We start from the raw sequence: 17973 nt of genomic DNA on the forward strand, positions 1-17973 counted from the left end.
GTATCTATCACTGTGCAACTGATTGCACCAATCGCGATGGAAGATGGTCTGCGTTTCGCGATTCGTGAAGGTGGTCGTACCGTTGGTGCTGGCGTTGTTGCCAAAATCATCGAGTAATTAAATTTACGTGCGGCAGGCGATCCCTGCCGCTTTTGCTCTTTAAAGGAAAAAAAATGGCAGCTCAAAAAATTCGTATCCGTCTCAAAGCCTTTGACTATCGTTTGATCGACCAGTCTGCTCTGGAAATTGTGGATACTGCAAAACGTACCGGTGCAGTTGTTAAAGGTCCAGTGCCTTTGCCAACACGTATTGAGCGCTTTGATATTTTGCGTTCACCGCACGTGAACAAAACATCCCGTGACCAGTTTGAAATTCGTACGCATCAGCGCCTGATGGACATTGTGGATCCAACAGATAAAACTGTTGATGCCCTGATGAAGCTGGATCTGCCAGCTGGTGTGGATGTAGAAATTAAACTGTAATTGCAAATACCCTTTTCAACCGAAGAGGGTATTGTCAAATCAAGAATAGTTCGGTATAATCCGCGCTTTTCGGTGGACGGTCAATTGTAATCGTCCGCTTTAACTATAATATTAAGGAACTGATCATGAGCTTAGGGCTTATTGGTCGCAAGGTGGGCATGACCCGCATTTTTACCGATGAAGGCGCAAGCATTCCGGTAACAGTGCTGGAAGTGGTGCCAAACCGTGTGACACAAGTAAAGACAGTCGCAACTGATGGCTATACAGGCATGCAGGTTGCATACGGTGAGCGTCGCGCTAGCCGTGTCAACAAGGCGCAAACCGGCCATTTTGCTAAAGCGGGTGTAATCGCTGGAGCTGGTCTAAAAGAATTCAACGTGGCTGAAGATGTATTGGCCAATTTTCAGGTGGGTGCAAATGTCACTGTTGATATTTTTACGCCTGGCCAGTTGGTTGATGTGACAGCAACTTCGATCGGTAAAGGTTTTGCCGGTGCGATCAAGCGTCACAACTTCTCCTCTAACCGCGCTTCTCACGGTAACTCTCGTTCTCATAACGTACCGGGCTCTATCGGTATGGCGCAAGATCCAGGTCGCGTGTTCCCTGGTAAGCGTATGCCTGGTCATTTGGGTGATGTTAAAGTCACTACCCAGAATCTGGAAATCGTACGTGTGGATGCTGAGCGTAATCTTCTGTTGATCAAAGGTTCCGTACCCGGTTCCAAAGGTGGCAATGTTGTTGTTCGTCCAGCCATCAAGGCGAAAGGGGCTAAATAATGGAATTGAAACTCATCGATCAAAACGGCAAAGTTGCTAAAAAAGGTGTAGATGCCTCAGATGTGACTTTCGGTCGTGAATTCAACGAGTCACTGGTGCATGAAGTGGTTGTTGCTTATATGGCAAATGCCCGTACTGCAACTCGCGCTCAGAAAACGCGTGCTACCGTTGCTCACACGACTCACAAGCCATATGCGCAAAAAGGTACTGGTAATGCCCGTGCCGGTATGACATCCAGCCCGATCTGGCGCGGAGGCGGTCGTGCATTCCCAAATAGTCCTAATGAAAACTACAGCCACAAGGTTAACCGTAAGGCTTATCGTGCTGGCATGCAGACTATCTTGTCTGAGTTGGTGCGTCAGGACCGTTTGAAGGTGGTGGACAGCTTTACTATTGACACGCCTAAAACTAAACAATTTGTACAAAAAATCAATGCTCTGGGTATCGACGGCGGTGTGTTGCTGTTGACCGACGGTTTTGATGAAAACTTGTACTTGTCTTCCCGTAACCTGCCAAACGTATTGGTGGTTGAAGCGCAGTATGCTGATCCAGTGAGTCTGGTGCGTTTCCCGAACGTTTTGGTCACAGCCAGTGCTGTGAAGAAACTTGAGGAGATCTTGGCATGATTACCGCAGCAACTAAAACACAAGATCGTTTATTGCAAGTAATTTTGGCACCACAAATTACTGAAAAAGCAACCTATATCGCTGACAAGCATCAGCAAATTGCTTTTAAAGTGCGTACTGATGCGACCAAGCCTGAAATTAAAGCGGCTGTTGAACTGGTGTTCAAGGTCGAAGTGGCTTCCGTATCTGTGATTAATGTCGCAGGTAAGGTCAAGCGCGCTGGTCGTCGTGCAGGTAAGCGTAGTGACTGGAAAAAGGCTTATGTGAGCTTGAAACCAGGTCAAGAAATTAACTTTGCAGCTGGCGAATAAGGAGAGAAGACATGGCATTAGTTAAAGTCAAACCAACTTCCCCCGGTCGTCGCGGTGTATTGAAAGTAGTTACACCAGATTTGCATAAAGGCAAACCTTACGCGCCGCTGTTGGAAAGTCAAAGTAAAAATGCAGGCCGTAACAACAACGGTCGTATTACAACCCGTCACCAGGGTGGTGGTCATAAGCAGCATTATCGTATTATCGATTTCCGTCGCAACAAGGATGGTATCCCTGCGACTGTTGAACGTATTGAATACGATCCAAACCGTACTGCGAACATTGCATTGTTATGCTACGCAGATGGTGAGCGCCGTTACATTATTGCGCCACGCGGGATTGCTGCCGGTGCGCAGTTAATTAGCGGTTCTGAGGCGCCAATTCGTGCTGGTAATGCTTTGCCTTTGCGCAACATACCAGTCGGTAGCACGATTCACTGCATCGAGATTCAGCCGGGTAAAGGTGCACAAATTGCACGTTCAGCAGGTACATCCGTACAATTGCTGGCGCGTGAAGGCACTTATGCTCAGTTGCGTTTGCGTTCTGGTGAAGTGCGTCGCGTACATGTTGATTGTAAAGCGACACTGGGTGAAGTGGGTAATGAAGAGCACTCACTGCGTTCTATCGGTAAAGCCGGTGCAATGCGCTGGCGTGGTGTACGTCCAACCGTTCGCGGTGTGGTGATGAACCCAATCGATCACCCGCACGGTGGTGGTGAAGGTCGTACAGCAGCTGGTATGAACCCTGTTTCACCATGGGGTCAGAAAACTAAGGGTTATCGTACACGTAAGAATAAGCGTACTGATAACATGCGTGTAAGTCGTCGTCCGAGAAATGTAAGGTAATCGCTATGGCACGTTCTATTAAAAAAGGTCCATTTGTGGACGCTCACTTGGCTAAAAAAGTCGAAACTGCGTCAGCGAACCGCGACAGAAAACCAATCAAAACTTGGTCTCGTCGTTCGACTGTCTTGCCAAACTTTATTGGTTTAACCATCGCAGTGCACAACGGAAGACAGCATGTGCCTGTGTTGATTTCTGAAAACATGGTTGGTCACAAGCTCGGTGAATTTGCGTTAACGCGCACTTTCAAAGGGCACGCGGCTGATAAAAAAGCGAAGAGATAAGGGGCTTTAAATGCAAGTGACTGCAATTTTAAGAGGCGTACACCTTTCTCCGCAAAAAGCGCGTTTGGTGGCGGATCTCGTGCGTGGTAAAAAAGTAGACCAAGCTTTGAATATTTTAGCGTTCACGCCAAAGCGTGGTGCTGAGATTATCAAAAAAGTGGTTGAGTCTGCAATTGCCAACGCGGAACATAATAATGGGGCTGATATCGATAGTTTGAAGGTGACTTCAATCTACGTAGATAAAGGTGTCGTCATGAAGCGTATCCGTGCTCGTGCAAAAGGTCGCGCTGGTCGTATCACGAAACCAACCTGTCATATTCATGTGACAGTCGGAGACTCAAAGGAATAATATGGGACAGAAAATTCATCCAATTGGGTTCCGTTTGAGCGTTCAGAAAAACTGGGCGTCACGTTGGTACTCAAATAGCCAGAACTTCCCTGCGATGTTGCAAGGTGACATCAAGGTGCGTGAGTTTCTGAACAAGAAATTGGCAAACGCTGCTGTGAGCAAAATTATCATTGAGCGCCCTGCCAAAAACGCAAAAATCACTATTCACAGTGCCCGTCCAGGCGTTGTGATTGGTAAAAAAGGTGAGGATATTGAATCCTTGCGTTCCACCTTGCAAGGTTTGATGGGTGTTCCTGTGCACCTCAATATCGAAGAAGTGCGCAAGCCAGAGCTGGATGCTACCTTGATTGCACAATCCATTGCTCAGCAACTGGAGAAGCGTGTGATGTTCCGTCGTGCCATGAAGCGTGCGATGCAGAACGCAATGCGTTTGGGTGCACAAGGCATCAAGATCATGAGTTCCGGACGTTTGAATGGTATCGAAATCGCACGTACCGAATGGTATCGCGAAGGCCGCGTGCCTCTTCATACATTACGCGCTGATATCGATTATGGTGTGGCTGAGGCTTCAACCACTTACGGTATTATCGGAATTAAAGTTTGGGTATTCAAGGGCGAGATTTTTGGTGACAATGCTACAGGCAATACTGCTGTAGCTGCGGATGCCGAGCCTGAGAAAAAAGTAAGAAAGCCGAGGGCTAAAGATGCTGCAACCATCTAGACAGAAATACCGCAAAATGCAAAAAGGTCGCAATAAAGGTATTGCGACCACTGGTAACAAAGTGAGTTTTGGTGAGTTTGGTTTGAAGGCGATTGGCCGTGGTCGTTTGACAGCACGTCAGATTGAAGCGGCGCGTCGTGTGATGACTCGTCACATTAAACGTGGTGGCCGTGTTTGGATACGTGTGTTTCCAGATCAGCCAATTTCTAAAAAGCCTGCAGAAGTTCGTATGGGTAACGGTAAAGGTAGCGTGGATTACTACATCGCCCAGATTCAGCCAGGTAAAATGCTTTATGAGATGGATGGCGTGAGCGAAGAGCTGGCACGTGAGGCGTTCAGATTGGCAGCTGCTAAGTTGCCAATTGAAACTACATTCATGACACGTCAAATTGGCAGTTAAGGAGTAGTTAAATGAAAGCTTCTGAATTGAGAGCAAAATCTGCGGATGAACTGAATAACGAATTGGTGGAATTGCGCCGTGCGCAATTCTCACTGCGTATGCAGTTGGCCACGCAGCAATTGAACAAAGTAGATCAGCTGGTCAAAGTTCGCAAGGATATTGCTCGCTTGAAGACCGTTGCAGCTGAGAAAGCGAAACAAGTATGATGACCGAAAAAACAAAAGTGGTGCGTACATTGACTGGTCGCGTCGTAAGTAACAAGATGGATAAAACCGTGACTGTGCTTGTCGAGCGTAAAGTTAAGCACCCACTGATTGGTAAAGTGGTATCTAAATCAAACAAGTTTCATGCGCACGATGAAAACAATGCATGTAACGAAGGTGATGTAGTGACAATTACTGAAGCACGTCCTTACTCCAAGACTAAAACCTGGGTTGTAAGCAAAATCGAAGCTAAATAAGGCTTCAAATATAAAACCGGAAAACGCTTGTCATAAGCGTTTTTTTGGTTGTATAATGTTGGACTTTTCGGTGCCCGCCTTAGATGGCATGTAGCTGGCACCCCAATACTGACCGTGGTCTATTGGCCGTAAATTGTGCAAACAAACGGCCGGTAGTGGTTATAACGGATTAAGTTGGAGATTATTCTCATGATTCAAATGCAATCTCGGCTTGAAGTGGCCGACAACACTGGTGCGCGCTCTGTACAGTGCATCAAGGTTTTGGGTGGTTCCAAGCGTCGTTACGCCAGCATTGGCGACATCATAAAGGTGAGCATTAAAGATGCTGCGCCGCGTGGTCGCGTCAAAAAAGGCGAAGTTTATAGTGCTGTTGTTGTGCGTACTGCCAAAGGTGTGCGTCGTCCAGATGGTTCATTGGTGAAGTTTGATGCCAATGCTGCTGTCCTGTTGAACAACAAGCTTGAGCCAATTGGCACCCGTATTTTTGGCCCTGTGACTCGTGAATTGCGTAGTGAGCGCTTCATGAAGATTGTTTCACTGGCGCCTGAAGTGTTGTAATCGGCTTGGAGACAATCAAAATGAGCAAAATTCGCAAAGGTGACCAAGTCATTCTGAATACAGGTAAAGATGCAGGCAAAACAGGTGCTGTTTTGAATGTTTTACCGACCGGCCATGTGGTGGTTGAGGGTTTGAATGTGGTTAAAAAACACACTCGTCCTAACCCTATGCGTGGTGTTACTGGTGGCATCATCAGCAAAGAAATGCCTATCGACATTTCTAACGTTGCACTTTTCAATGCTGCAACGCAAAAAGCTGATCGTGTTGGTTTTAAAGTATTGGAAGATGGTCGCAAGATTCGTGTTTACAGATCTAGCGGCGAATCTATCGACGCATAGGATTAAAAATGGCACGTTTAAAACAATATTATAACGATACAGTCATCGCCAAATTGACTGAGCAGTTCGGCTATACCTCGTCAATGCAGGTGCCGCGTATCGAAAAAATCACTCTTAACATGGGTGTTGGTGAAGCTGTTGCTGACAAGAAAGTCATGGAGCATGCCGTTTCTGATATGGAAAAAATTGCTGGCCAAAAGCCTATTGTGACCAAAGCAAAGAAATCTGTTGCGGCATTTAAAATTCGTGATGATTATCCTGTTGGTTGTAAGGTGACATTGCGTCGTGAGCGCATGTATGAATTTCTTGATCGTTTGATCACTGTAGCTATTCCGCGTATTCGTGACTTCCGTGGTATTTCCGGCAAGTCTTTTGATGGTCGTGGTAACTACAATATGGGTGTTAAAGAGCAAATCATTTTCCCGGAAATTGAGTACGATAAAATTGATGCGCTGCGCGGCATGAACATCACCATTACCACAACTGCAAAATCAGACGAAGAAGCGAAAGCTCTTTTGGCTGCATTTAGTTTTCCTTTCAGAGGTTAAGTCATGGCAAAAGTATGTATGACAGAGCGCGAACAAAAGCGTCGCGAAACCGTAAAAAAATACGCAGCCAAACGTGCTGAGTTGGTAGCGATTACCAATGATCAGTCTGTCAGCGCCGAAGTGCGTATGGCAGCCCGTTTAAAGCTGCAAAGTTTGCCACGTAACTCCAGTCCTGTTCGCACACGTAATCGTTGTGCCTTGACTGGTCGTCCACGTGGTGTGTTTAGTAAATTTGGTATCGCACGTAACGAGTTGCGTAAATTGATGATGGCTGGTCATGTACCAGGTATCACCAAGGCCAGCTGGTAACGGAGGAATAAAACATGAGTATGAGTGATCCGATTGCCGATATGTTGACCCGTATTCGTAACGCGCAGCGTACGAATAAGCCATCAGTTTCAATGCCTGCTTCCAAAGTGAAGGGTGCTATTGCAAGCGTGTTGAAAGACGAAGGTTACATTGACGATTTTAATGTTCAGGATAATGAGGGTAAGCCTGTTTTGAACATCAGTCTTAAATACTACGCAGGTCGTCCAGTGATTGAGAAGATTGAGCGCGTATCAAAGCCTGGTTTGCGTATTTATAAAGGTAGTCAGCATTTGCCAAAAGTGATGAATGGATTAGGCGTGACCATCGTCTCCACATCCAGAGGCGTGATGACAGATCGTAAAGCACAAGCTGCCGGTATCGGTGGTGAAGTTCTGTGCATCGTGGCCTAAAAGGAGTCAATATGTCACGTGTAGCTAAAAATCCGGTTGCGATTCCTGCTAAGGTAGAAGTCGTAATCTCTCCAACTGAGATCGCTGTAAGCGGTCCTATGGGTAAATTGAGTCAAGTATTGTCTGCCGACATTTCTGTCTCCCGTGAGGGTGAGCAGTTGCTGGTTAAGGCAAATAAAGAAACGCAACATGCGCGAGCGATGTCAGGCACTACACGTGCGCTGGTCGCAAATATGGTACAAGGCGTTTCTGCTGGATTCACCCGTAAACTGACATTGATTGGTGTGGGTTATAAAGCCAATGCGCAGGGTTCAACACTGAATCTTGAGCTGGGTTATTCTCATCCGATTAACCACAAAATGCCTGAAGGTGTGACTGTTCAAACGCCTACACCAACAGAAGTGATTCTGACTGGTGCTAACAAGCAAGTGGTTGGTCAAGTGGCGGCGCAGATTCGCTCATATCGTGCTCCCGAGCCTTATAAAGGTAAAGGCGTTCGTTATGCTGATGAAGTGGTTGCTATTAAAGAGACCAAGAAGAAATAAGTAAGGCACTTGTAGGTTAGAAGCTATTTATTAGACGCTGGCCTGAACAGTGAATCAACATTAAAGGTAAATTCAATGAAAAACGTAAATAACCGCTTGCGCAGAGCACGTAAAACCCGTGCCAAAATCGCCGAGTTAAAAGTTACACGTTTGAGTGTACATCGCACCAATACCAATATCTACGCACAGATCATTGCTGAAACTGGCGATCGCGTATTGGCGAGTGCATCCACAGTTGAGGCTGAAGTGCGTCAACAACTCAAAAATGGTGGCAACATCGAAGCTGCAACATTGATTGGCAAACGCATTGCTGAAAAGGCTGTTAAAGCCGGTATCACAGACGTTGCTTTTGATCGTTCGGGCTACAAGTATCACGGTCGTATCAAGGCTTTGGCTGACGCTGCCCGTGAACATGGTCTCAAATTCTAATGGGTGAGATAAAGAATGGCTAAAGATATTGAACAACAGCAGCAAACCGATGGTTTGCGCGAAAAAATGATTACTGTTAACCGTGTCAGTAAAACGGTTAAGGGCGGTCGTATCATGAGCTTCGCTGCGTTGACCGTGGTGGGTGACGGTGATGGTGCTGTCGGCATGGGTAAAGGTAAAGCGCGTGAAGTGCCTGTTGCTGTACAAAAAGCAATGGACGAAGCACGTCGCAGCATGGTTAAAGTAAACCTGAATAATGGTACTTTGTATCATGCAGTAACAGGTGTACACGGTGCAGCCAAAGTCCTGATACAACCGGCATCTGAAGGTACTGGTATTATTGCAGGTGGAGCAATGCGTGCGATTTTTGAAGTAATGGGGATCACTAACGTGGTTGCAAAAAGTATTGGCTCTACCAATCCTTACAACCTGGTACGTGCAACCTTGAACGGTCTCGCTGCGATGAATACACCCGCCGAGATTGCTGCAAAACGTGGCAAAACCGTAGAAGAAATCAGAGGTTAATCATGGCTAAGGCAAAAAAAGAAAACGCTACTTTAAAAGTAACGTTGGTAAGAAGTTTGATTGGTCGTATTGAAGCTCATAAAGCAACAGTTCGCGGCTTGGGTTTGCGTCGTATGCACCATACTGTTGAAGTGCAAGACACACCAGAAATTCGCGGCATGATCAATGCTGTGAGCTATCTTGTAAAGGTTGAAGCATAATGCAATTGAACACGATTAAGCCTGCAGAAGGCGCAAAAAAGGAACGTCGTCGTTTGGGTCGTGGTATTGGCTCTGGTTTGGGTAAAACCAGTGGTCGTGGTCATAAAGGCCAGAAATCACGTGCTGGCGGTTTCCATAAAGTAGGTTTCGAAGGTGGTCAAATGCCTTTGCAACGCCGCTTGCCAAAACGTGGGTTCAATTCTTTGACGCAAAAAGATACAGCGCGCATTCGTACCAGTGAGTTAATATTGGTCGATGCTGAGGTTGTTGATATTTTGGCATTGAAAGCCGCCAAACTGGTGCCTGCAACTGCTAAAGCAGTGAAGGTTTATCTGTCTGGTGAAGTGACAGCCAAAGTACAAGTACAAGGTCTGTTGTTAACTAAAGGTGCTAAAGCTGCTATCGAATCTGCTGGCGGCAAAGTGCTCGAAGTTTAATTGTTGTAGTAAGAGAGTATCAGCTTGGCACAGGATAATATCTTAAGTTCCGTCAGCAAACTTGGTGAATTAAAAAGCCGTTTGTGGTTCTTGTTGGGTGCGCTTATCGTATATCGATTAGGTGCACATATTCCGGTGCCGGGCATTGATCCCACCGTGTTAAAGCAGTTGTTTGACACGCAGAAGGACGGCATTCTGGGTATGTTCAACATGTTCTCCGGCGGAGCGCTATCGCGCTTCACCGTGTTTGCCCTGGGCATCATGCCTTACATCTCTGCTTCTATTATTATGCAGTTGCTCACGGTGGTTTCTCCACAGTTAGAGCAACTAAAAAAAGAAGGTGAAGCTGGTCGTCGCCAGATTACCAAATACACACGCTATGGCACGGTGCTTCTGGCAACGTTTCAAGCCCTTGGTATTGCGATTGCGCTCGAGGGCCAGGCAGGTTTGGTACTCGATCCCGGCTTCGCTTTCCGAATTACAGCTGTAACGACCTTGGTCGCAGGCACCATGTTTTTGATGTGGCTGGGCGAACAGATTACAGAGCGAGGGATTGGTAATGGTATTTCTATTATCATTTTTGCTGGTATTGTCGCTGGCTTGCCGCATGCGATTGGCAGTACGCTAGATCTGGCTAAGACAGGGGCTTTTTCGGTCCCGCTGGTCATGTTCTTGTTTGTGGCAGTTTTGATGGTCACTGCTTTGGTTGTATTTGTTGAGCGTGGTCAGCGCAAAATTACTGTCAACTATGCAAAGCGTCAGGTTGGTAATCGTATTTATGGCGGCCAATCCACACACTTGCCATTGAAGTTAAATATGGCTGGTGTAATTCCGCCGATTTTTGCTTCAAGCATTATTTTATTTCCAGCCACTCTAGCGGGCTGGTTTGGTAGTAGTGAGCATATGTACTGGTTGAAGGATGTGAGTGCAAAACTCTCTCCTGGTCAGCCGCTGTATATTTTGTTATTCACAATTGCAATTTTGTTTTTTGCTTTCTTCTATACGGCCCTGGTTTTCAACCCGAAAGAAACTGCAGATAATTTGAAGAAAAGTGGTGCGTTTGTACCTGGTATTCGTCCCGGTGAGCAAACTGCCAAATATATTGACCGTATTATGGGGCGTTTGACTTTGATTGGCGCCTTGTACATTACATTGGTGTGTTTGTTACCAGAATTTTTGATTTTGAAATTTAATACTCCGTTCTACTTTGGTGGTACGTCTTTGTTAATTATTGTCGTTGTGACCATGGATTTCATGACCCAGGTGCAATCACACTTAATGTCTCAGCAATATGAAGGACTGCTGAAGAAAGCTAACTTCAAAGGCTCGGGGCGGTGACATGGCTAAGGAAGATCGTATCGAAATGCAAGGCGAGATCCTTGAGAATCTGCCAAATGCGACTTTTAAAGTAAAACTTGAGAATGGTCATACTGTATTAGGCTACATCTCTGGAAAAATGCGTATGCACTACATTCGTATTTTGCCAGGTGATAGAGTTACTGTGGAAATGACCCCATATGATTTAACCCGTGCGCGAATTACATTCCGCGCAAAGTAATTGAATTTGATAAAGGAAAGCAAGATGAGAGTTCGCGCATCCGTTAAAGCATTATGCCGTAACTGTAAAGTGGTTAGACGTCGCGGTGTTGTTCGTATTATTTGTACCGACCCACGTCATAAACAACGTCAAGGTTAATAGATAACAGTTGCTTGTGATAAGTGAAGAGTGCTGATATAATATGCGGCTTTTCTTTTCTACGCACAAGCTTGATCGTGATACACGATTGATTATTGGAGTTTAAGTATGGCACGTATTGCCGGGGTAAATATCCCAAACCACAAACATACAGAAATCGCTTTGACCTCTATTTACGGTATTGGTCGTACAACTGCACAAAAAATATGTGCAGCTGCTGGCGTGCTGACAACCGTCAAGGTGAAAGACTTGAGTGACGCAGACGTGGAAAAGTTGCGTGATGAAGTTGCCAAGTTCACTGTTGAAGGTGATTTGCGTCGTGAAGTGACCATGAACATCAAGCGGTTGATGGATCTGGGTTGTTATCGTGGCATCCGCCATCGTCGTGGTTTACCTGTACGTGGTCAGCGTACCAAGACTAATGCACGTACTCGCAAAGGTCCTGTTAAGGCCATCAAGCAAGCTAAATAATCTTTTATTGAACATTAGTAGATATTAAGGACAGTACAACATGGCAAAAGCTAATGTACGCGTTAGAAAAAAAGTAAAAAAGAATATTGCCGAGGGCATCGCCCACGTGCATGCGTCTTTTAACAATACGATTATTACGATCACCGACCGTCAAGGCAATGCATTGTCATGGGCTACCTCCGGTGGTCAGGGTTTTAAGGGTTCACGTAAAAGTACCCCATTTGCGGCTCAAGTTGCGGCTGAAGTTGCTGGTAAAAGTGCTCAAGAGTCTGGTGTTAAAAACCTTGAAGTTCGCATCAAGGGTCCAGGTCCAGGTCGTGAATCTGCTGTGCGTGCGTTGAATGCTGCCGGTTTTAAAATCACAAGCATTACTGACGTGACTCCGGTGCCACACAATGGCTGCCGCCCACCGAAAAAACGCAGAATTTAATTCATTTCGCTTGAATCATAGCGAATCGATACTGGAGAACTATTTTGGCTAGAAATTTAGACCCTAAATGCCGTCAATGCCGTCGTGAAGGTGAAAAGTTGTTTCTGAAAGCAGAGAAATGCTTTACAGATAAATGCGCAATTGAAAAGCGCAACTTTGCACCTGGTCAGCATGGTCAGCGCCGTAACTCACGGTTGTCTGACTACGGTGTTCAACTGCGTGAAAAGCAAAAAGTGCGTCGTATTTACGGCGTTTTAGAAGGTCAGTTCCGTACTTACTACGCTGAAGCTGATCGTCAAAAAGGTATTACTGGTGAAAACCTGTTGCAGTTACTTGAATCACGCTTGGACAACGTTACCTACCGTATGGGTTTGGCTGGCTCTCGTTCAGAGGCGCGCCAAGTTGTTCGTCATAACAGTATTTTAGTTAACGGCAAACGTGTCAATATTCCTTCATATCAAGTGAAGGCTGGTGATGTAGTTTCTGTAGCAGAAAAATCTAAAGCACAATTGCGCATTAAAGCTGCTTCTGTGGCGGCTGAACAACGCGGTTTCCCTGAGTGGTTGGAAGTCGACGTCAAGGCATTAACTGGTAAATTCAAGGCGAAACCTCAGCGTGATGAGTTGCCTGCTACCATTAATGAGTCATTGATCGTTGAATTGTATTCTAAGTAATCACTTAGTCTAGGCTAAGGTTTATTTGTTTATACCCAATTACTTCAAGGAAATATATGCAAAATAACCCTACTGAATATTTGAAGCCACGTGTTGTGGACGTGGAAGTTATTACTCCACTGCGTGCACGTGTTACTTTGGAGCCGATGGAGCGTGGATTTGGTTACACGCTTGGTAATGCACTGAGAAGAGTATTGCTGTCCTCGATCCCGGGTTATGCCATTACCGAAGTTAAAATCGATGGTGTTGTGCATGAGTACTCCACTATCGAAGGCGTACAAGAAGATGTTGTTGATATCTTGTTGAACCTTAAAGGTGTTGCATTAAAACTGCACAGCAAAACCGAAACCATTTTGGTATTAAGCAAATCCGGTGAAGGTGTTGTCACTGCGGCTGATTTTGATGTTGGCCATGATGCTGAAATCGTTAACCCGAATCATGTCATTGCACACATTACCAAAGGCGGCAAGCTGAATCTGGAAGTCAAAGTTGAAATGGGTCGCGGCTACCAGCCAGTTCCAGCACGCCAAAAAGCAAACGACGAAGACCGTGTGCTTGGTTTTATGATGGTGGATGCTTCTTTCAGTCCAATCAATAAAGTCAGTTACCATGTCGAAAGCGCGCGTGTTGAACAGCGTACAGACCTTGATAAATTGATTATGGACGTTGAAACTAACGGCATTATCGAACCTGAGCAAGCCATTCGTGATGCCGCCCGCATCCTCATTGGTCAACTTTCTGTATTTGCAAACTTGGAAGGCGCTTCTGCGGATGTTGAAGTTAAGGCTGCTCCACAGGTTGATCCAATTCTGTTACGCCCGGTGGATGATCTGGAATTGACAGTACGTTCTGCCAACTGCTTGAAAGCGGAAAACATTTTCTACATTGGTGATTTGATTCAGCGCACTGAAAACGAGCTGCTGAAAGCACCTAACCTTGGTAGAAAATCATTGAATGAAATTAAAGATGTGTTGGCCTCAAAAGGGTTGACTCTGGGTATGAAGCTTGAAAACTGGCCACCTGTTGGCTTGGAAAAAGCTTAATTACCGATAAGATAAATACTTAAGGAAATTACTATGCGTCACGGTAATAGCAATCGTAAATTGAACAGAACCAGCAGCCACCGTGCTGCCATGTTTCGTAACATGGTCACCTCACTGCTGCGTCACGAAGTGATTAAAACTACTTTGCCAAAAGCAAAAGAGCTGCGTAAATATGCAGAGCCTTTGATCACTTTGGGCAAAACGCCTACTTTGGCCAACCGTCGTCTGGCGTTTAGTCGTCTGCGTGATCGTGACATCGTAGGTAAACTGTTCGGTGAACTTGGTCCTCGTTACAATGCACGTAATGGTGGTTACCTGCGCATCCTCAAATGTGGTTTCCGTAATGGTGATAATGCACCGATGGCATTTGTTGAGTTGGTGGATCGTCCAGAAGTTGCTGAAGCACCAAGTGCTGAGTAATTGAAGTATTGCAATATCAAAAGAGCCAGCTTTGCTGGCTCTTTTGCTTTTAAAAGTGTTGTCATCTTTGCAATAACCAGTCCGTAATTTCTAATGTGGTAAACGGCCAGTATAGAGGTTCTCTCTTTGCGGCATCACACAATACAGGAATGCTGGTGGCAAATTGCTCAAAGAGGCTGTCGTCATCAATAATATCTGCATATTGGTATGCCAGTTCCAAGCTAATTAAAAGACGCTCTGCATCGTCACATAAATGACAACCGACTGTGCCATATAAAATCAGTTCGCTCCGCATAATTCGCTAGGTAGTGTCATCAACGCTTTGTACAATAACATCTATATTAAATCACCCGATTAAAATTGGATATGGCATGGCAGAAACTCGTGAACATAACGAAGATGTGATTGAAAACAAGGAAACTTTGGGCGAAACACTGCAGCAAGTCATTCACTTGTTGGATAAGCACAAGCTGGTAGAGCATGTTGTTCACAAACAAGAGATGCCCAATCATGAACTGGTAGAGCATCTTGTCCATAAGCAGAATCTGAACAGCTTGCAACATAAGCTGGAACAGCTGCACCCTGCTGACGTAGCCTATATTCTTGAGGCCTTGCCATTAGATGATCGTTTGCGCGTCTGGGAGCTGGTAAAAGCTGACCGTGACGGGGAAATCCTGCTGGAAGTATCGGACGCTGTTCGACAAACACTGATTGCAGACATGGATAGCGACGAGTTGCTCGCTGCGGCCGAACAGTTAGATACCGACGAGCTGGCTGACCTTGCGCCTGACCTTCCCAAAGATGTGTTGCAAGATCTGATGTATAGCCTCGATGCACAGCATCGTGAGCGCTTGCAATCGGCACTGTCCTATCCTGAGGATACCGTCGGCGCCATTATGGATTTTGATATTGTCACCATCCGCGATGATATTACGCTCGAAGTGGTATTGCGCTATTTGCGGCGCTTGCCCAAGTTTCCTGACCATACCGATAAATTGTTTGTGATCAGCCGTGATGATACTTTGCAAGGTGTGTTGCCACTCAAGCGTATTATCCTGAATGATCCTGAAACCCGAGTCAGTGACATCATGGCGACCGATGCTGTGATGTTCCATCCAGAGGACATGGCTGATCAGGCTGCGATGGCTTTTGAACGATATGACCTGGTGACGGCACCGGTGGTCGATAATAACCGCAAGCTCATCGGCAGAATTACGGTCGATACGGTCATGGACATCATTAGGGAGGAAGCAGAGGCCGATATGTTGTCCATGGCTGGCTTGCGCGAAGAGGAGGACTTTTTTGCTTCAGTATGGAAGTCTGTTCAAAACCGCTGGGCATGGCTGGCAATCAATCTGGTGACTGCATTGGTGGCTTCGCGGGTAATTGGGCTGTTTGAAGGCAGCATTGAAAAGATTGTGGCGTTGGCCGCACTGATGCCGATTGTGGCTGGTATAGGCGGAAATTCGGGCAATCAAACAACCACGATGATTGTACGTGGCCTGGCACTAGGGCAGATATCCGGCTATCACATGAAGTCCTTGTTGCAAAAGGAAATGGGGGTTGCGTTACTGAATGGCTTGTTGTGGGGTGGCGTGCTAGGGCTGATTGCATACTGGCTTTATGGCAGTGCCCCTTTAGGGTTGGTGATGACGGCGGCTATGGCCCTTAATTTGCTATTGGCCGCTATTATTGGCGTCATTATCCCCCTGGTGATGAATAAATTGGACCGCGATCCGGCTGTTGGTTCCAGTGTCTTGATTACTGCTTTGACGGATAGTGGTGGTTTTCTTATTTTCCTTGGCTTGGCGACAATTTTCTTATTGTAATAATAGACATGAATAACGAGATTAATTTTATTTGGCGGGAAATCGTACAGGATTTTAGTACCATTTCTGTACTTTGGCAGTTGGCCGTGATTGCAGTTGTTTTTGCTATCAGTGCCTTACTGAATCTTCACCTGCAGCGACAAATCGCCGAAGGCAGAGTCAATACAGTCTACAAAATGTTACTGGGAGGCGTTGAGCGATTATTCTTTCCTTTCACCGCATTTCTGCTGCTTGTGATTGCGCGTTATGCACTTGATGGCTGGATGCATGTTGGCGTTCTGCGCCTCGTTTCGCGCATGCTGATGGCGATGGTGATTATCCGCTCTATTGTTTACATTTTACGCTATGTTTTTTCCCCCAGTGCTTGGTTGCATAGTTTTGAACGAGCAATCACCTGGAGCATCTGGGTTGTAGTGGCATTGCATTTGAGCGGCTTTCTTGATCAAGTGTTACAGGTGTTCGAAGATGTACAGTTTAGTGTAGGCAAGCAAAAACTCAATTTGCTGTTGCTGATGCAAGGCATGTTAACCATCGTGGTGACGATGCTGGTCGCATTATGGTTAAGCCGCATGATCGAGCTGCGTTTAATGGCTTCGGCCAATATGAACAGCAACTGGCGCGTCATTATGGTCAAGCTGGTACGTATGGTTGCCATTGTGATTGCATTGCTGGTTTCCCTGGCTGCGGTTGGTATTGATGTCACCATGTTGTCAGTATTTGGTGGCGCACTGGGCGTCGGGTTGGGTTTTGGCTTGCAGAAAATTGCCAGTAATTATGTCAGCGGTTTCATTATCCTGATGGATAAGTCATTGCATATGGGAGATGTTGTCACCATTAGCAGCCATTATGGCATTGTGAAAGAGTTACGTTCGCGCTATATGATTCTGCGCAAGCTGGATGGGACTGAAGTCATTATCCCGAACGAAACAATGATTACAGACGTAGTGATTAACCATACCTCGGCTGCCCACAAAGCCAAGGTGCCTATTCCAATCCAGATATCCTACGAAAGCGATCTGGATCAGGCGATGCAAATTTTAAAGGAGGTAGGGGTTGCTCATCAGCGTACGATTAAGGATGAGACTGCAGTGGATGTCATTATTAAAGCGTTTGGCGAAAGCGGCATCGATTTGCAGTTATCAGTCTGGGTGGCAGATCCTGAAGAAGGCTCGGCCAAGCTGCAAAGCGAGATTTACTATGCGATATGGCAGCGCTTCAAGCAGAGCAATATCCAAATTCCATACCCTCAGCGAGATGTGCGTATTATTTCCACGCCAAACGTAATGCCTGCAATGGATATGTAAATTAATTAACGCATTACACATAATAAAAAAGCCTGCATATGCAGGCTTTTTTATTAATTTCAAAACTTAATTATTTCAATTTAGTTTCTTTGTACATCACATGCTTGCGAACAACTGGATCAAATTTTTTGATTTCCATTTTCTCAGGCATAGTACGTTTGTTTTTAGTGGTGGTGTAGAAATGACCTGTACCAGCACTGGATTCCAATTTAATTTTTTCGCGCATGATAGTTCCTTTGCAGACTCAGTTGCTGGTTAGATTTTTTCGCCAGCAGCACGCAGATCAGCCAACACAGCATCGATACCATTTTTGTCAATGGTACGTAAAGCAGCGTTAGTAATGCGCAGGCTTACCCAGCGGTTTTCGCTCTCAACCCAAAACTTACGGTTTTGCAAGTTAGGCAAGAAACGACGTCTTGTTTTGTTTTGTGCGTGAGAAACATTGTTACCCACCATCGGCTTTTTACCGGTTACCTGACATACACGTGCCATGGTTGTCTCCAAATACTTTATCTTTTTCAGAAAGAGCGAGATTATAGATTGAAATGAATCATTA

General features: G+C 45.7%; 35 protein-coding genes. 32 read left to right on the forward strand and 3 right to left on the reverse strand.

What is annotated here, in order from left to right:
* From Q9291_RS01750 to rplQ, 30 genes are all read left to right on the forward strand, one after another.
* The coding region (locus Q9291_RS01750; protein WP_502306678.1) for an EF-Tu C-terminal domain-related protein at positions 1-117 on the forward strand (117 nt) is incomplete at its 5' end.
* Between the two features lie 56 nt (positions 118-173).
* Positions 174-482 carry a 30S ribosomal protein S10 gene (rpsJ, locus tag Q9291_RS01755; protein WP_018986280.1) on the forward strand — a complete coding sequence of 103 codons (309 nt, stop codon included), beginning with the start codon at positions 174-176 and terminating at the stop codon, positions 480-482.
* 125 nt (positions 483-607) lie between these two features.
* A complete protein-coding gene (gene rplC / locus Q9291_RS01760; protein WP_306388272.1) occupies positions 608-1258 on the forward strand; it encodes a 50S ribosomal protein L3 in 651 nt (216 codons plus the stop codon).
* Positions 1258-1884 carry a 50S ribosomal protein L4 gene (gene rplD, locus Q9291_RS01765; protein WP_306388273.1) on the forward strand — a complete coding sequence of 209 codons (627 nt, stop codon included), beginning with the start codon at positions 1258-1260 and terminating at the stop codon, positions 1882-1884. The genes rplC and rplD overlap by 1 nt, the downstream gene beginning before the upstream one ends.
* Complete coding sequence (gene rplW, locus Q9291_RS01770) at positions 1881-2195, forward strand: 50S ribosomal protein L23 (RefSeq protein ID WP_306388274.1); 315 nt, start codon at positions 1881-1883, stop codon at positions 2193-2195. Before rplD ends, rplW begins: the two co-directional genes overlap by 4 nt.
* An 11-nt stretch (positions 2196-2206) precedes the next feature.
* Positions 2207-3040: a 50S ribosomal protein L2 gene (gene rplB / locus Q9291_RS01775; RefSeq protein ID WP_306388275.1), complete on the forward strand. Its 834-nt coding sequence runs from the start codon at positions 2207-2209 to the stop codon at positions 3038-3040.
* Between the two features lie 5 nt (positions 3041-3045).
* Positions 3046-3321: a 30S ribosomal protein S19 gene (gene rpsS / locus Q9291_RS01780; RefSeq protein WP_306388276.1), complete on the forward strand. Its 276-nt coding sequence runs from the start codon at positions 3046-3048 to the stop codon at positions 3319-3321.
* Between the two features lie 10 nt (positions 3322-3331).
* Positions 3332-3670 carry a 50S ribosomal protein L22 gene (rplV, locus tag Q9291_RS01785; protein ID WP_306388277.1) on the forward strand — a complete coding sequence of 113 codons (339 nt, stop codon included), beginning with the start codon at positions 3332-3334 and terminating at the stop codon, positions 3668-3670.
* Between the two features lies 1 nt (position 3671).
* Positions 3672-4391: a 30S ribosomal protein S3 gene (rpsC, locus tag Q9291_RS01790; protein WP_306388278.1), complete on the forward strand. Its 720-nt coding sequence runs from the start codon at positions 3672-3674 to the stop codon at positions 4389-4391.
* A complete protein-coding gene (gene rplP / locus Q9291_RS01795) occupies positions 4375-4791 on the forward strand; it encodes a 50S ribosomal protein L16 (protein WP_306388279.1) in 417 nt (138 codons plus the stop codon). The genes rpsC and rplP overlap by 17 nt, the downstream gene beginning before the upstream one ends.
* Positions 4792-4802: 11 nt before the next feature.
* Positions 4803-4997, forward strand: coding sequence for a 50S ribosomal protein L29 (gene rpmC / locus Q9291_RS01800; RefSeq protein WP_306388280.1), 195 nt, complete (start codon positions 4803-4805; stop codon positions 4995-4997).
* A complete protein-coding gene (gene rpsQ / locus Q9291_RS01805) occupies positions 4994-5251 on the forward strand; it encodes a 30S ribosomal protein S17 (RefSeq protein ID WP_306388281.1) in 258 nt (85 codons plus the stop codon). The genes rpmC and rpsQ overlap by 4 nt, the downstream gene beginning before the upstream one ends.
* A gap of 189 nt (positions 5252-5440) precedes the next feature.
* On the forward strand, positions 5441-5809 hold the full coding sequence (rplN, locus tag Q9291_RS01810; RefSeq protein WP_306388282.1) for a 50S ribosomal protein L14: 369 nt from the start codon (positions 5441-5443) through the stop codon (positions 5807-5809).
* Positions 5810-5829: 20 nt separating this feature from the next.
* A complete protein-coding gene (gene rplX / locus Q9291_RS01815) occupies positions 5830-6147 on the forward strand; it encodes a 50S ribosomal protein L24 (protein WP_306388283.1) in 318 nt (105 codons plus the stop codon).
* Positions 6148-6155: 8 nt separating this feature from the next.
* On the forward strand, positions 6156-6695 hold the full coding sequence (gene rplE / locus Q9291_RS01820) for a 50S ribosomal protein L5 (RefSeq protein ID WP_306388284.1): 540 nt from the start codon (positions 6156-6158) through the stop codon (positions 6693-6695).
* A 3-nt stretch (positions 6696-6698) separates the two neighbouring features.
* Complete coding sequence (rpsN, locus tag Q9291_RS01825) at positions 6699-7004, forward strand: 30S ribosomal protein S14 (RefSeq protein WP_306388285.1); 306 nt, start codon at positions 6699-6701, stop codon at positions 7002-7004.
* A 14-nt stretch (positions 7005-7018) separates the two neighbouring features.
* Positions 7019-7414 carry a 30S ribosomal protein S8 gene (gene rpsH, locus Q9291_RS01830; RefSeq protein WP_306388286.1) on the forward strand — a complete coding sequence of 132 codons (396 nt, stop codon included), beginning with the start codon at positions 7019-7021 and terminating at the stop codon, positions 7412-7414.
* A gap of 11 nt (positions 7415-7425) precedes the next feature.
* On the forward strand, positions 7426-7959 hold the full coding sequence (gene rplF / locus Q9291_RS01835) for a 50S ribosomal protein L6 (RefSeq protein WP_306388287.1): 534 nt from the start codon (positions 7426-7428) through the stop codon (positions 7957-7959).
* 75 nt (positions 7960-8034) lie between these two features.
* On the forward strand, positions 8035-8388 hold the full coding sequence (rplR, locus tag Q9291_RS01840; RefSeq protein WP_306388288.1) for a 50S ribosomal protein L18: 354 nt from the start codon (positions 8035-8037) through the stop codon (positions 8386-8388).
* 15 nt (positions 8389-8403) lie between these two features.
* The gene (gene rpsE / locus Q9291_RS01845; protein WP_306388289.1) at positions 8404-8913 is read left to right on the forward strand and encodes a 30S ribosomal protein S5; all 510 of its coding nucleotides are present in this window, start codon (positions 8404-8406) and stop codon (positions 8911-8913) included.
* Positions 8914-8915: 2 nt separating this feature from the next.
* A complete protein-coding gene (gene rpmD, locus Q9291_RS01850) occupies positions 8916-9113 on the forward strand; it encodes a 50S ribosomal protein L30 (RefSeq protein ID WP_306388290.1) in 198 nt (65 codons plus the stop codon).
* Complete coding sequence (gene rplO / locus Q9291_RS01855) at positions 9113-9550, forward strand: 50S ribosomal protein L15 (protein ID WP_306388291.1); 438 nt, start codon at positions 9113-9115, stop codon at positions 9548-9550. Before rpmD ends, rplO begins: the two co-directional genes overlap by 1 nt.
* A gap of 24 nt (positions 9551-9574) precedes the next feature.
* On the forward strand, positions 9575-10888 hold the full coding sequence (secY, locus tag Q9291_RS01860; RefSeq protein WP_306388292.1) for a preprotein translocase subunit SecY: 1314 nt from the start codon (positions 9575-9577) through the stop codon (positions 10886-10888).
* A gap of 1 nt (position 10889) precedes the next feature.
* Positions 10890-11108, forward strand: coding sequence for a translation initiation factor IF-1 (infA, locus tag Q9291_RS01865; protein WP_306388293.1), 219 nt, complete (start codon positions 10890-10892; stop codon positions 11106-11108).
* A gap of 24 nt (positions 11109-11132) precedes the next feature.
* Positions 11133-11246: a 50S ribosomal protein L36 gene (rpmJ, locus tag Q9291_RS01870; protein WP_013147060.1), complete on the forward strand. Its 114-nt coding sequence runs from the start codon at positions 11133-11135 to the stop codon at positions 11244-11246.
* Between the two features lie 108 nt (positions 11247-11354).
* Positions 11355-11717, forward strand: a complete 363-nt coding sequence (rpsM, locus tag Q9291_RS01875) for a 30S ribosomal protein S13 (protein WP_306388294.1) — start codon at positions 11355-11357, stop codon at positions 11715-11717.
* Positions 11718-11757: 40 nt separating this feature from the next.
* Positions 11758-12147 (forward strand): 30S ribosomal protein S11, encoded by a 390-nt coding sequence (gene rpsK / locus Q9291_RS01880; protein ID WP_020166857.1) that lies wholly within the window; start codon positions 11758-11760, stop codon positions 12145-12147.
* A gap of 44 nt (positions 12148-12191) precedes the next feature.
* A complete protein-coding gene (gene rpsD, locus Q9291_RS01885) occupies positions 12192-12821 on the forward strand; it encodes a 30S ribosomal protein S4 (protein WP_306388295.1) in 630 nt (209 codons plus the stop codon).
* Positions 12822-12877: 56 nt separating this feature from the next.
* Positions 12878-13864: a DNA-directed RNA polymerase subunit alpha gene (locus Q9291_RS01890; RefSeq protein ID WP_306388296.1), complete on the forward strand. Its 987-nt coding sequence runs from the start codon at positions 12878-12880 to the stop codon at positions 13862-13864.
* Positions 13865-13897: 33 nt separating this feature from the next.
* Positions 13898-14284 carry a 50S ribosomal protein L17 gene (gene rplQ, locus Q9291_RS01895; protein WP_306388297.1) on the forward strand — a complete coding sequence of 129 codons (387 nt, stop codon included), beginning with the start codon at positions 13898-13900 and terminating at the stop codon, positions 14282-14284.
* Positions 14285-14345: 61 nt separating this feature from the next.
* On the opposite strand, the gene Q9291_RS01900 is transcribed toward rplQ, so the two are convergent.
* Entirely contained in the window at positions 14346-14579 is a 234-nt protein-coding gene (locus Q9291_RS01900; protein ID WP_306388298.1) for a glutaredoxin family protein, read from the reverse strand.
* 76 nt (positions 14580-14655) lie between these two features.
* On the opposite strand from Q9291_RS01900, the gene mgtE reads away from it, so the two are divergent.
* Both mgtE and Q9291_RS01910 read left to right on the forward strand, forming a co-directional pair.
* Entirely contained in the window at positions 14656-16113 is a 1458-nt protein-coding gene (mgtE, locus tag Q9291_RS01905; RefSeq protein WP_306388299.1) for a magnesium transporter, read from the forward strand.
* A gap of 8 nt (positions 16114-16121) precedes the next feature.
* Positions 16122-17417, forward strand: coding sequence for a mechanosensitive ion channel family protein (locus tag Q9291_RS01910; protein ID WP_306388300.1), 1296 nt, complete (start codon positions 16122-16124; stop codon positions 17415-17417).
* 70 nt (positions 17418-17487) lie between these two features.
* On the opposite strand, the gene rpmG is transcribed toward Q9291_RS01910, so the two are convergent.
* On the reverse strand, positions 17488-17643 hold the full coding sequence (gene rpmG / locus Q9291_RS01915; RefSeq protein WP_067110116.1) for a 50S ribosomal protein L33: 156 nt from the start codon (positions 17641-17643) through the stop codon (positions 17488-17490).
* Between the two features lie 29 nt (positions 17644-17672).
* A complete protein-coding gene (gene rpmB / locus Q9291_RS01920; protein ID WP_018986249.1) occupies positions 17673-17909 on the reverse strand; it encodes a 50S ribosomal protein L28 in 237 nt (78 codons plus the stop codon).
* Between the last annotated feature and the right edge of the window lie 64 nt (positions 17910-17973).

This window comes from Methylophilus aquaticus (genome assembly GCF_030769565.1).
Taxonomy (GTDB): Bacteria; Pseudomonadota; Gammaproteobacteria; order Burkholderiales; family Methylophilaceae; genus Methylophilus; species Methylophilus aquaticus.

What these genes read in the sequence shown, in the direction of transcription:
- rpmC (WP_306388280.1), top strand. Translation starts at nt 4,803, where the DNA reads ATGAAAGCTTCTGAATTGAGAGCAAAATCTGCGGATGAACTGAATAAC.
- rplD (WP_306388273.1), top strand. Translation starts at nt 1,258, where the DNA reads ATGGAATTGAAACTCATCGATCAAAACGGCAAAGTTGCTAAAAAAGGT.
- rplR (WP_306388288.1), top strand. Translation starts at nt 8,035, where the DNA reads ATGAAAAACGTAAATAACCGCTTGCGCAGAGCACGTAAAACCCGTGCC.
- mgtE (WP_306388299.1), top strand. Translation starts at nt 14,656, where the DNA reads ATGGCAGAAACTCGTGAACATAACGAAGATGTGATTGAAAACAAGGAA.
- rpsN (WP_306388285.1), top strand. Translation starts at nt 6,699, where the DNA reads ATGGCAAAAGTATGTATGACAGAGCGCGAACAAAAGCGTCGCGAAACC.
- rpmJ (WP_013147060.1), top strand. Translation starts at nt 11,133, where the DNA reads ATGAGAGTTCGCGCATCCGTTAAAGCATTATGCCGTAACTGTAAAGTG.
- rplB (WP_306388275.1), top strand. Translation starts at nt 2,207, where the DNA reads ATGGCATTAGTTAAAGTCAAACCAACTTCCCCCGGTCGTCGCGGTGTA.
- rplQ (WP_306388297.1), top strand. Translation starts at nt 13,898, where the DNA reads ATGCGTCACGGTAATAGCAATCGTAAATTGAACAGAACCAGCAGCCAC.
- rpmG (WP_067110116.1), bottom strand. Translation starts at nt 17,643, where the DNA reads ATGCGCGAAAAAATTAAATTGGAATCCAGTGCTGGTACAGGTCATTTC.
- rplV (WP_306388277.1), top strand. Translation starts at nt 3,332, where the DNA reads ATGCAAGTGACTGCAATTTTAAGAGGCGTACACCTTTCTCCGCAAAAA.
- rpsK (WP_020166857.1), top strand. Translation starts at nt 11,758, where the DNA reads ATGGCAAAAGCTAATGTACGCGTTAGAAAAAAAGTAAAAAAGAATATT.
- Q9291_RS01900 (WP_306388298.1), bottom strand. Translation starts at nt 14,579, where the DNA reads ATGCGGAGCGAACTGATTTTATATGGCACAGTCGGTTGTCATTTATGT.
- rplC (WP_306388272.1), top strand. Translation starts at nt 608, where the DNA reads ATGAGCTTAGGGCTTATTGGTCGCAAGGTGGGCATGACCCGCATTTTT.
- rpsQ (WP_306388281.1), top strand. Translation starts at nt 4,994, where the DNA reads ATGATGACCGAAAAAACAAAAGTGGTGCGTACATTGACTGGTCGCGTC.
- rplP (WP_306388279.1), top strand. Translation starts at nt 4,375, where the DNA reads ATGCTGCAACCATCTAGACAGAAATACCGCAAAATGCAAAAAGGTCGC.
- rplO (WP_306388291.1), top strand. Translation starts at nt 9,113, where the DNA reads ATGCAATTGAACACGATTAAGCCTGCAGAAGGCGCAAAAAAGGAACGT.
- rplX (WP_306388283.1), top strand. Translation starts at nt 5,830, where the DNA reads ATGAGCAAAATTCGCAAAGGTGACCAAGTCATTCTGAATACAGGTAAA.
- rplF (WP_306388287.1), top strand. Translation starts at nt 7,426, where the DNA reads ATGTCACGTGTAGCTAAAAATCCGGTTGCGATTCCTGCTAAGGTAGAA.
- rpsM (WP_306388294.1), top strand. Translation starts at nt 11,355, where the DNA reads ATGGCACGTATTGCCGGGGTAAATATCCCAAACCACAAACATACAGAA.
- rpsJ (WP_018986280.1), top strand. Translation starts at nt 174, where the DNA reads ATGGCAGCTCAAAAAATTCGTATCCGTCTCAAAGCCTTTGACTATCGT.
- infA (WP_306388293.1), top strand. Translation starts at nt 10,890, where the DNA reads ATGGCTAAGGAAGATCGTATCGAAATGCAAGGCGAGATCCTTGAGAAT.
- rpmD (WP_306388290.1), top strand. Translation starts at nt 8,916, where the DNA reads ATGGCTAAGGCAAAAAAAGAAAACGCTACTTTAAAAGTAACGTTGGTA.
- Q9291_RS01890 (WP_306388296.1), top strand. Translation starts at nt 12,878, where the DNA reads ATGCAAAATAACCCTACTGAATATTTGAAGCCACGTGTTGTGGACGTG.
- rpsH (WP_306388286.1), top strand. Translation starts at nt 7,019, where the DNA reads ATGAGTATGAGTGATCCGATTGCCGATATGTTGACCCGTATTCGTAAC.
- rpmB (WP_018986249.1), bottom strand. Translation starts at nt 17,909, where the DNA reads ATGGCACGTGTATGTCAGGTAACCGGTAAAAAGCCGATGGTGGGTAAC.
- Q9291_RS01910 (WP_306388300.1), top strand. Translation starts at nt 16,122, where the DNA reads ATGAATAACGAGATTAATTTTATTTGGCGGGAAATCGTACAGGATTTT.
- rplN (WP_306388282.1), top strand. Translation starts at nt 5,441, where the DNA reads ATGATTCAAATGCAATCTCGGCTTGAAGTGGCCGACAACACTGGTGCG.
- rpsC (WP_306388278.1), top strand. Translation starts at nt 3,672, where the DNA reads ATGGGACAGAAAATTCATCCAATTGGGTTCCGTTTGAGCGTTCAGAAA.
- rpsE (WP_306388289.1), top strand. Translation starts at nt 8,404, where the DNA reads ATGGCTAAAGATATTGAACAACAGCAGCAAACCGATGGTTTGCGCGAA.
- rpsS (WP_306388276.1), top strand. Translation starts at nt 3,046, where the DNA reads ATGGCACGTTCTATTAAAAAAGGTCCATTTGTGGACGCTCACTTGGCT.
- rplE (WP_306388284.1), top strand. Translation starts at nt 6,156, where the DNA reads ATGGCACGTTTAAAACAATATTATAACGATACAGTCATCGCCAAATTG.
- rplW (WP_306388274.1), top strand. Translation starts at nt 1,881, where the DNA reads ATGATTACCGCAGCAACTAAAACACAAGATCGTTTATTGCAAGTAATT.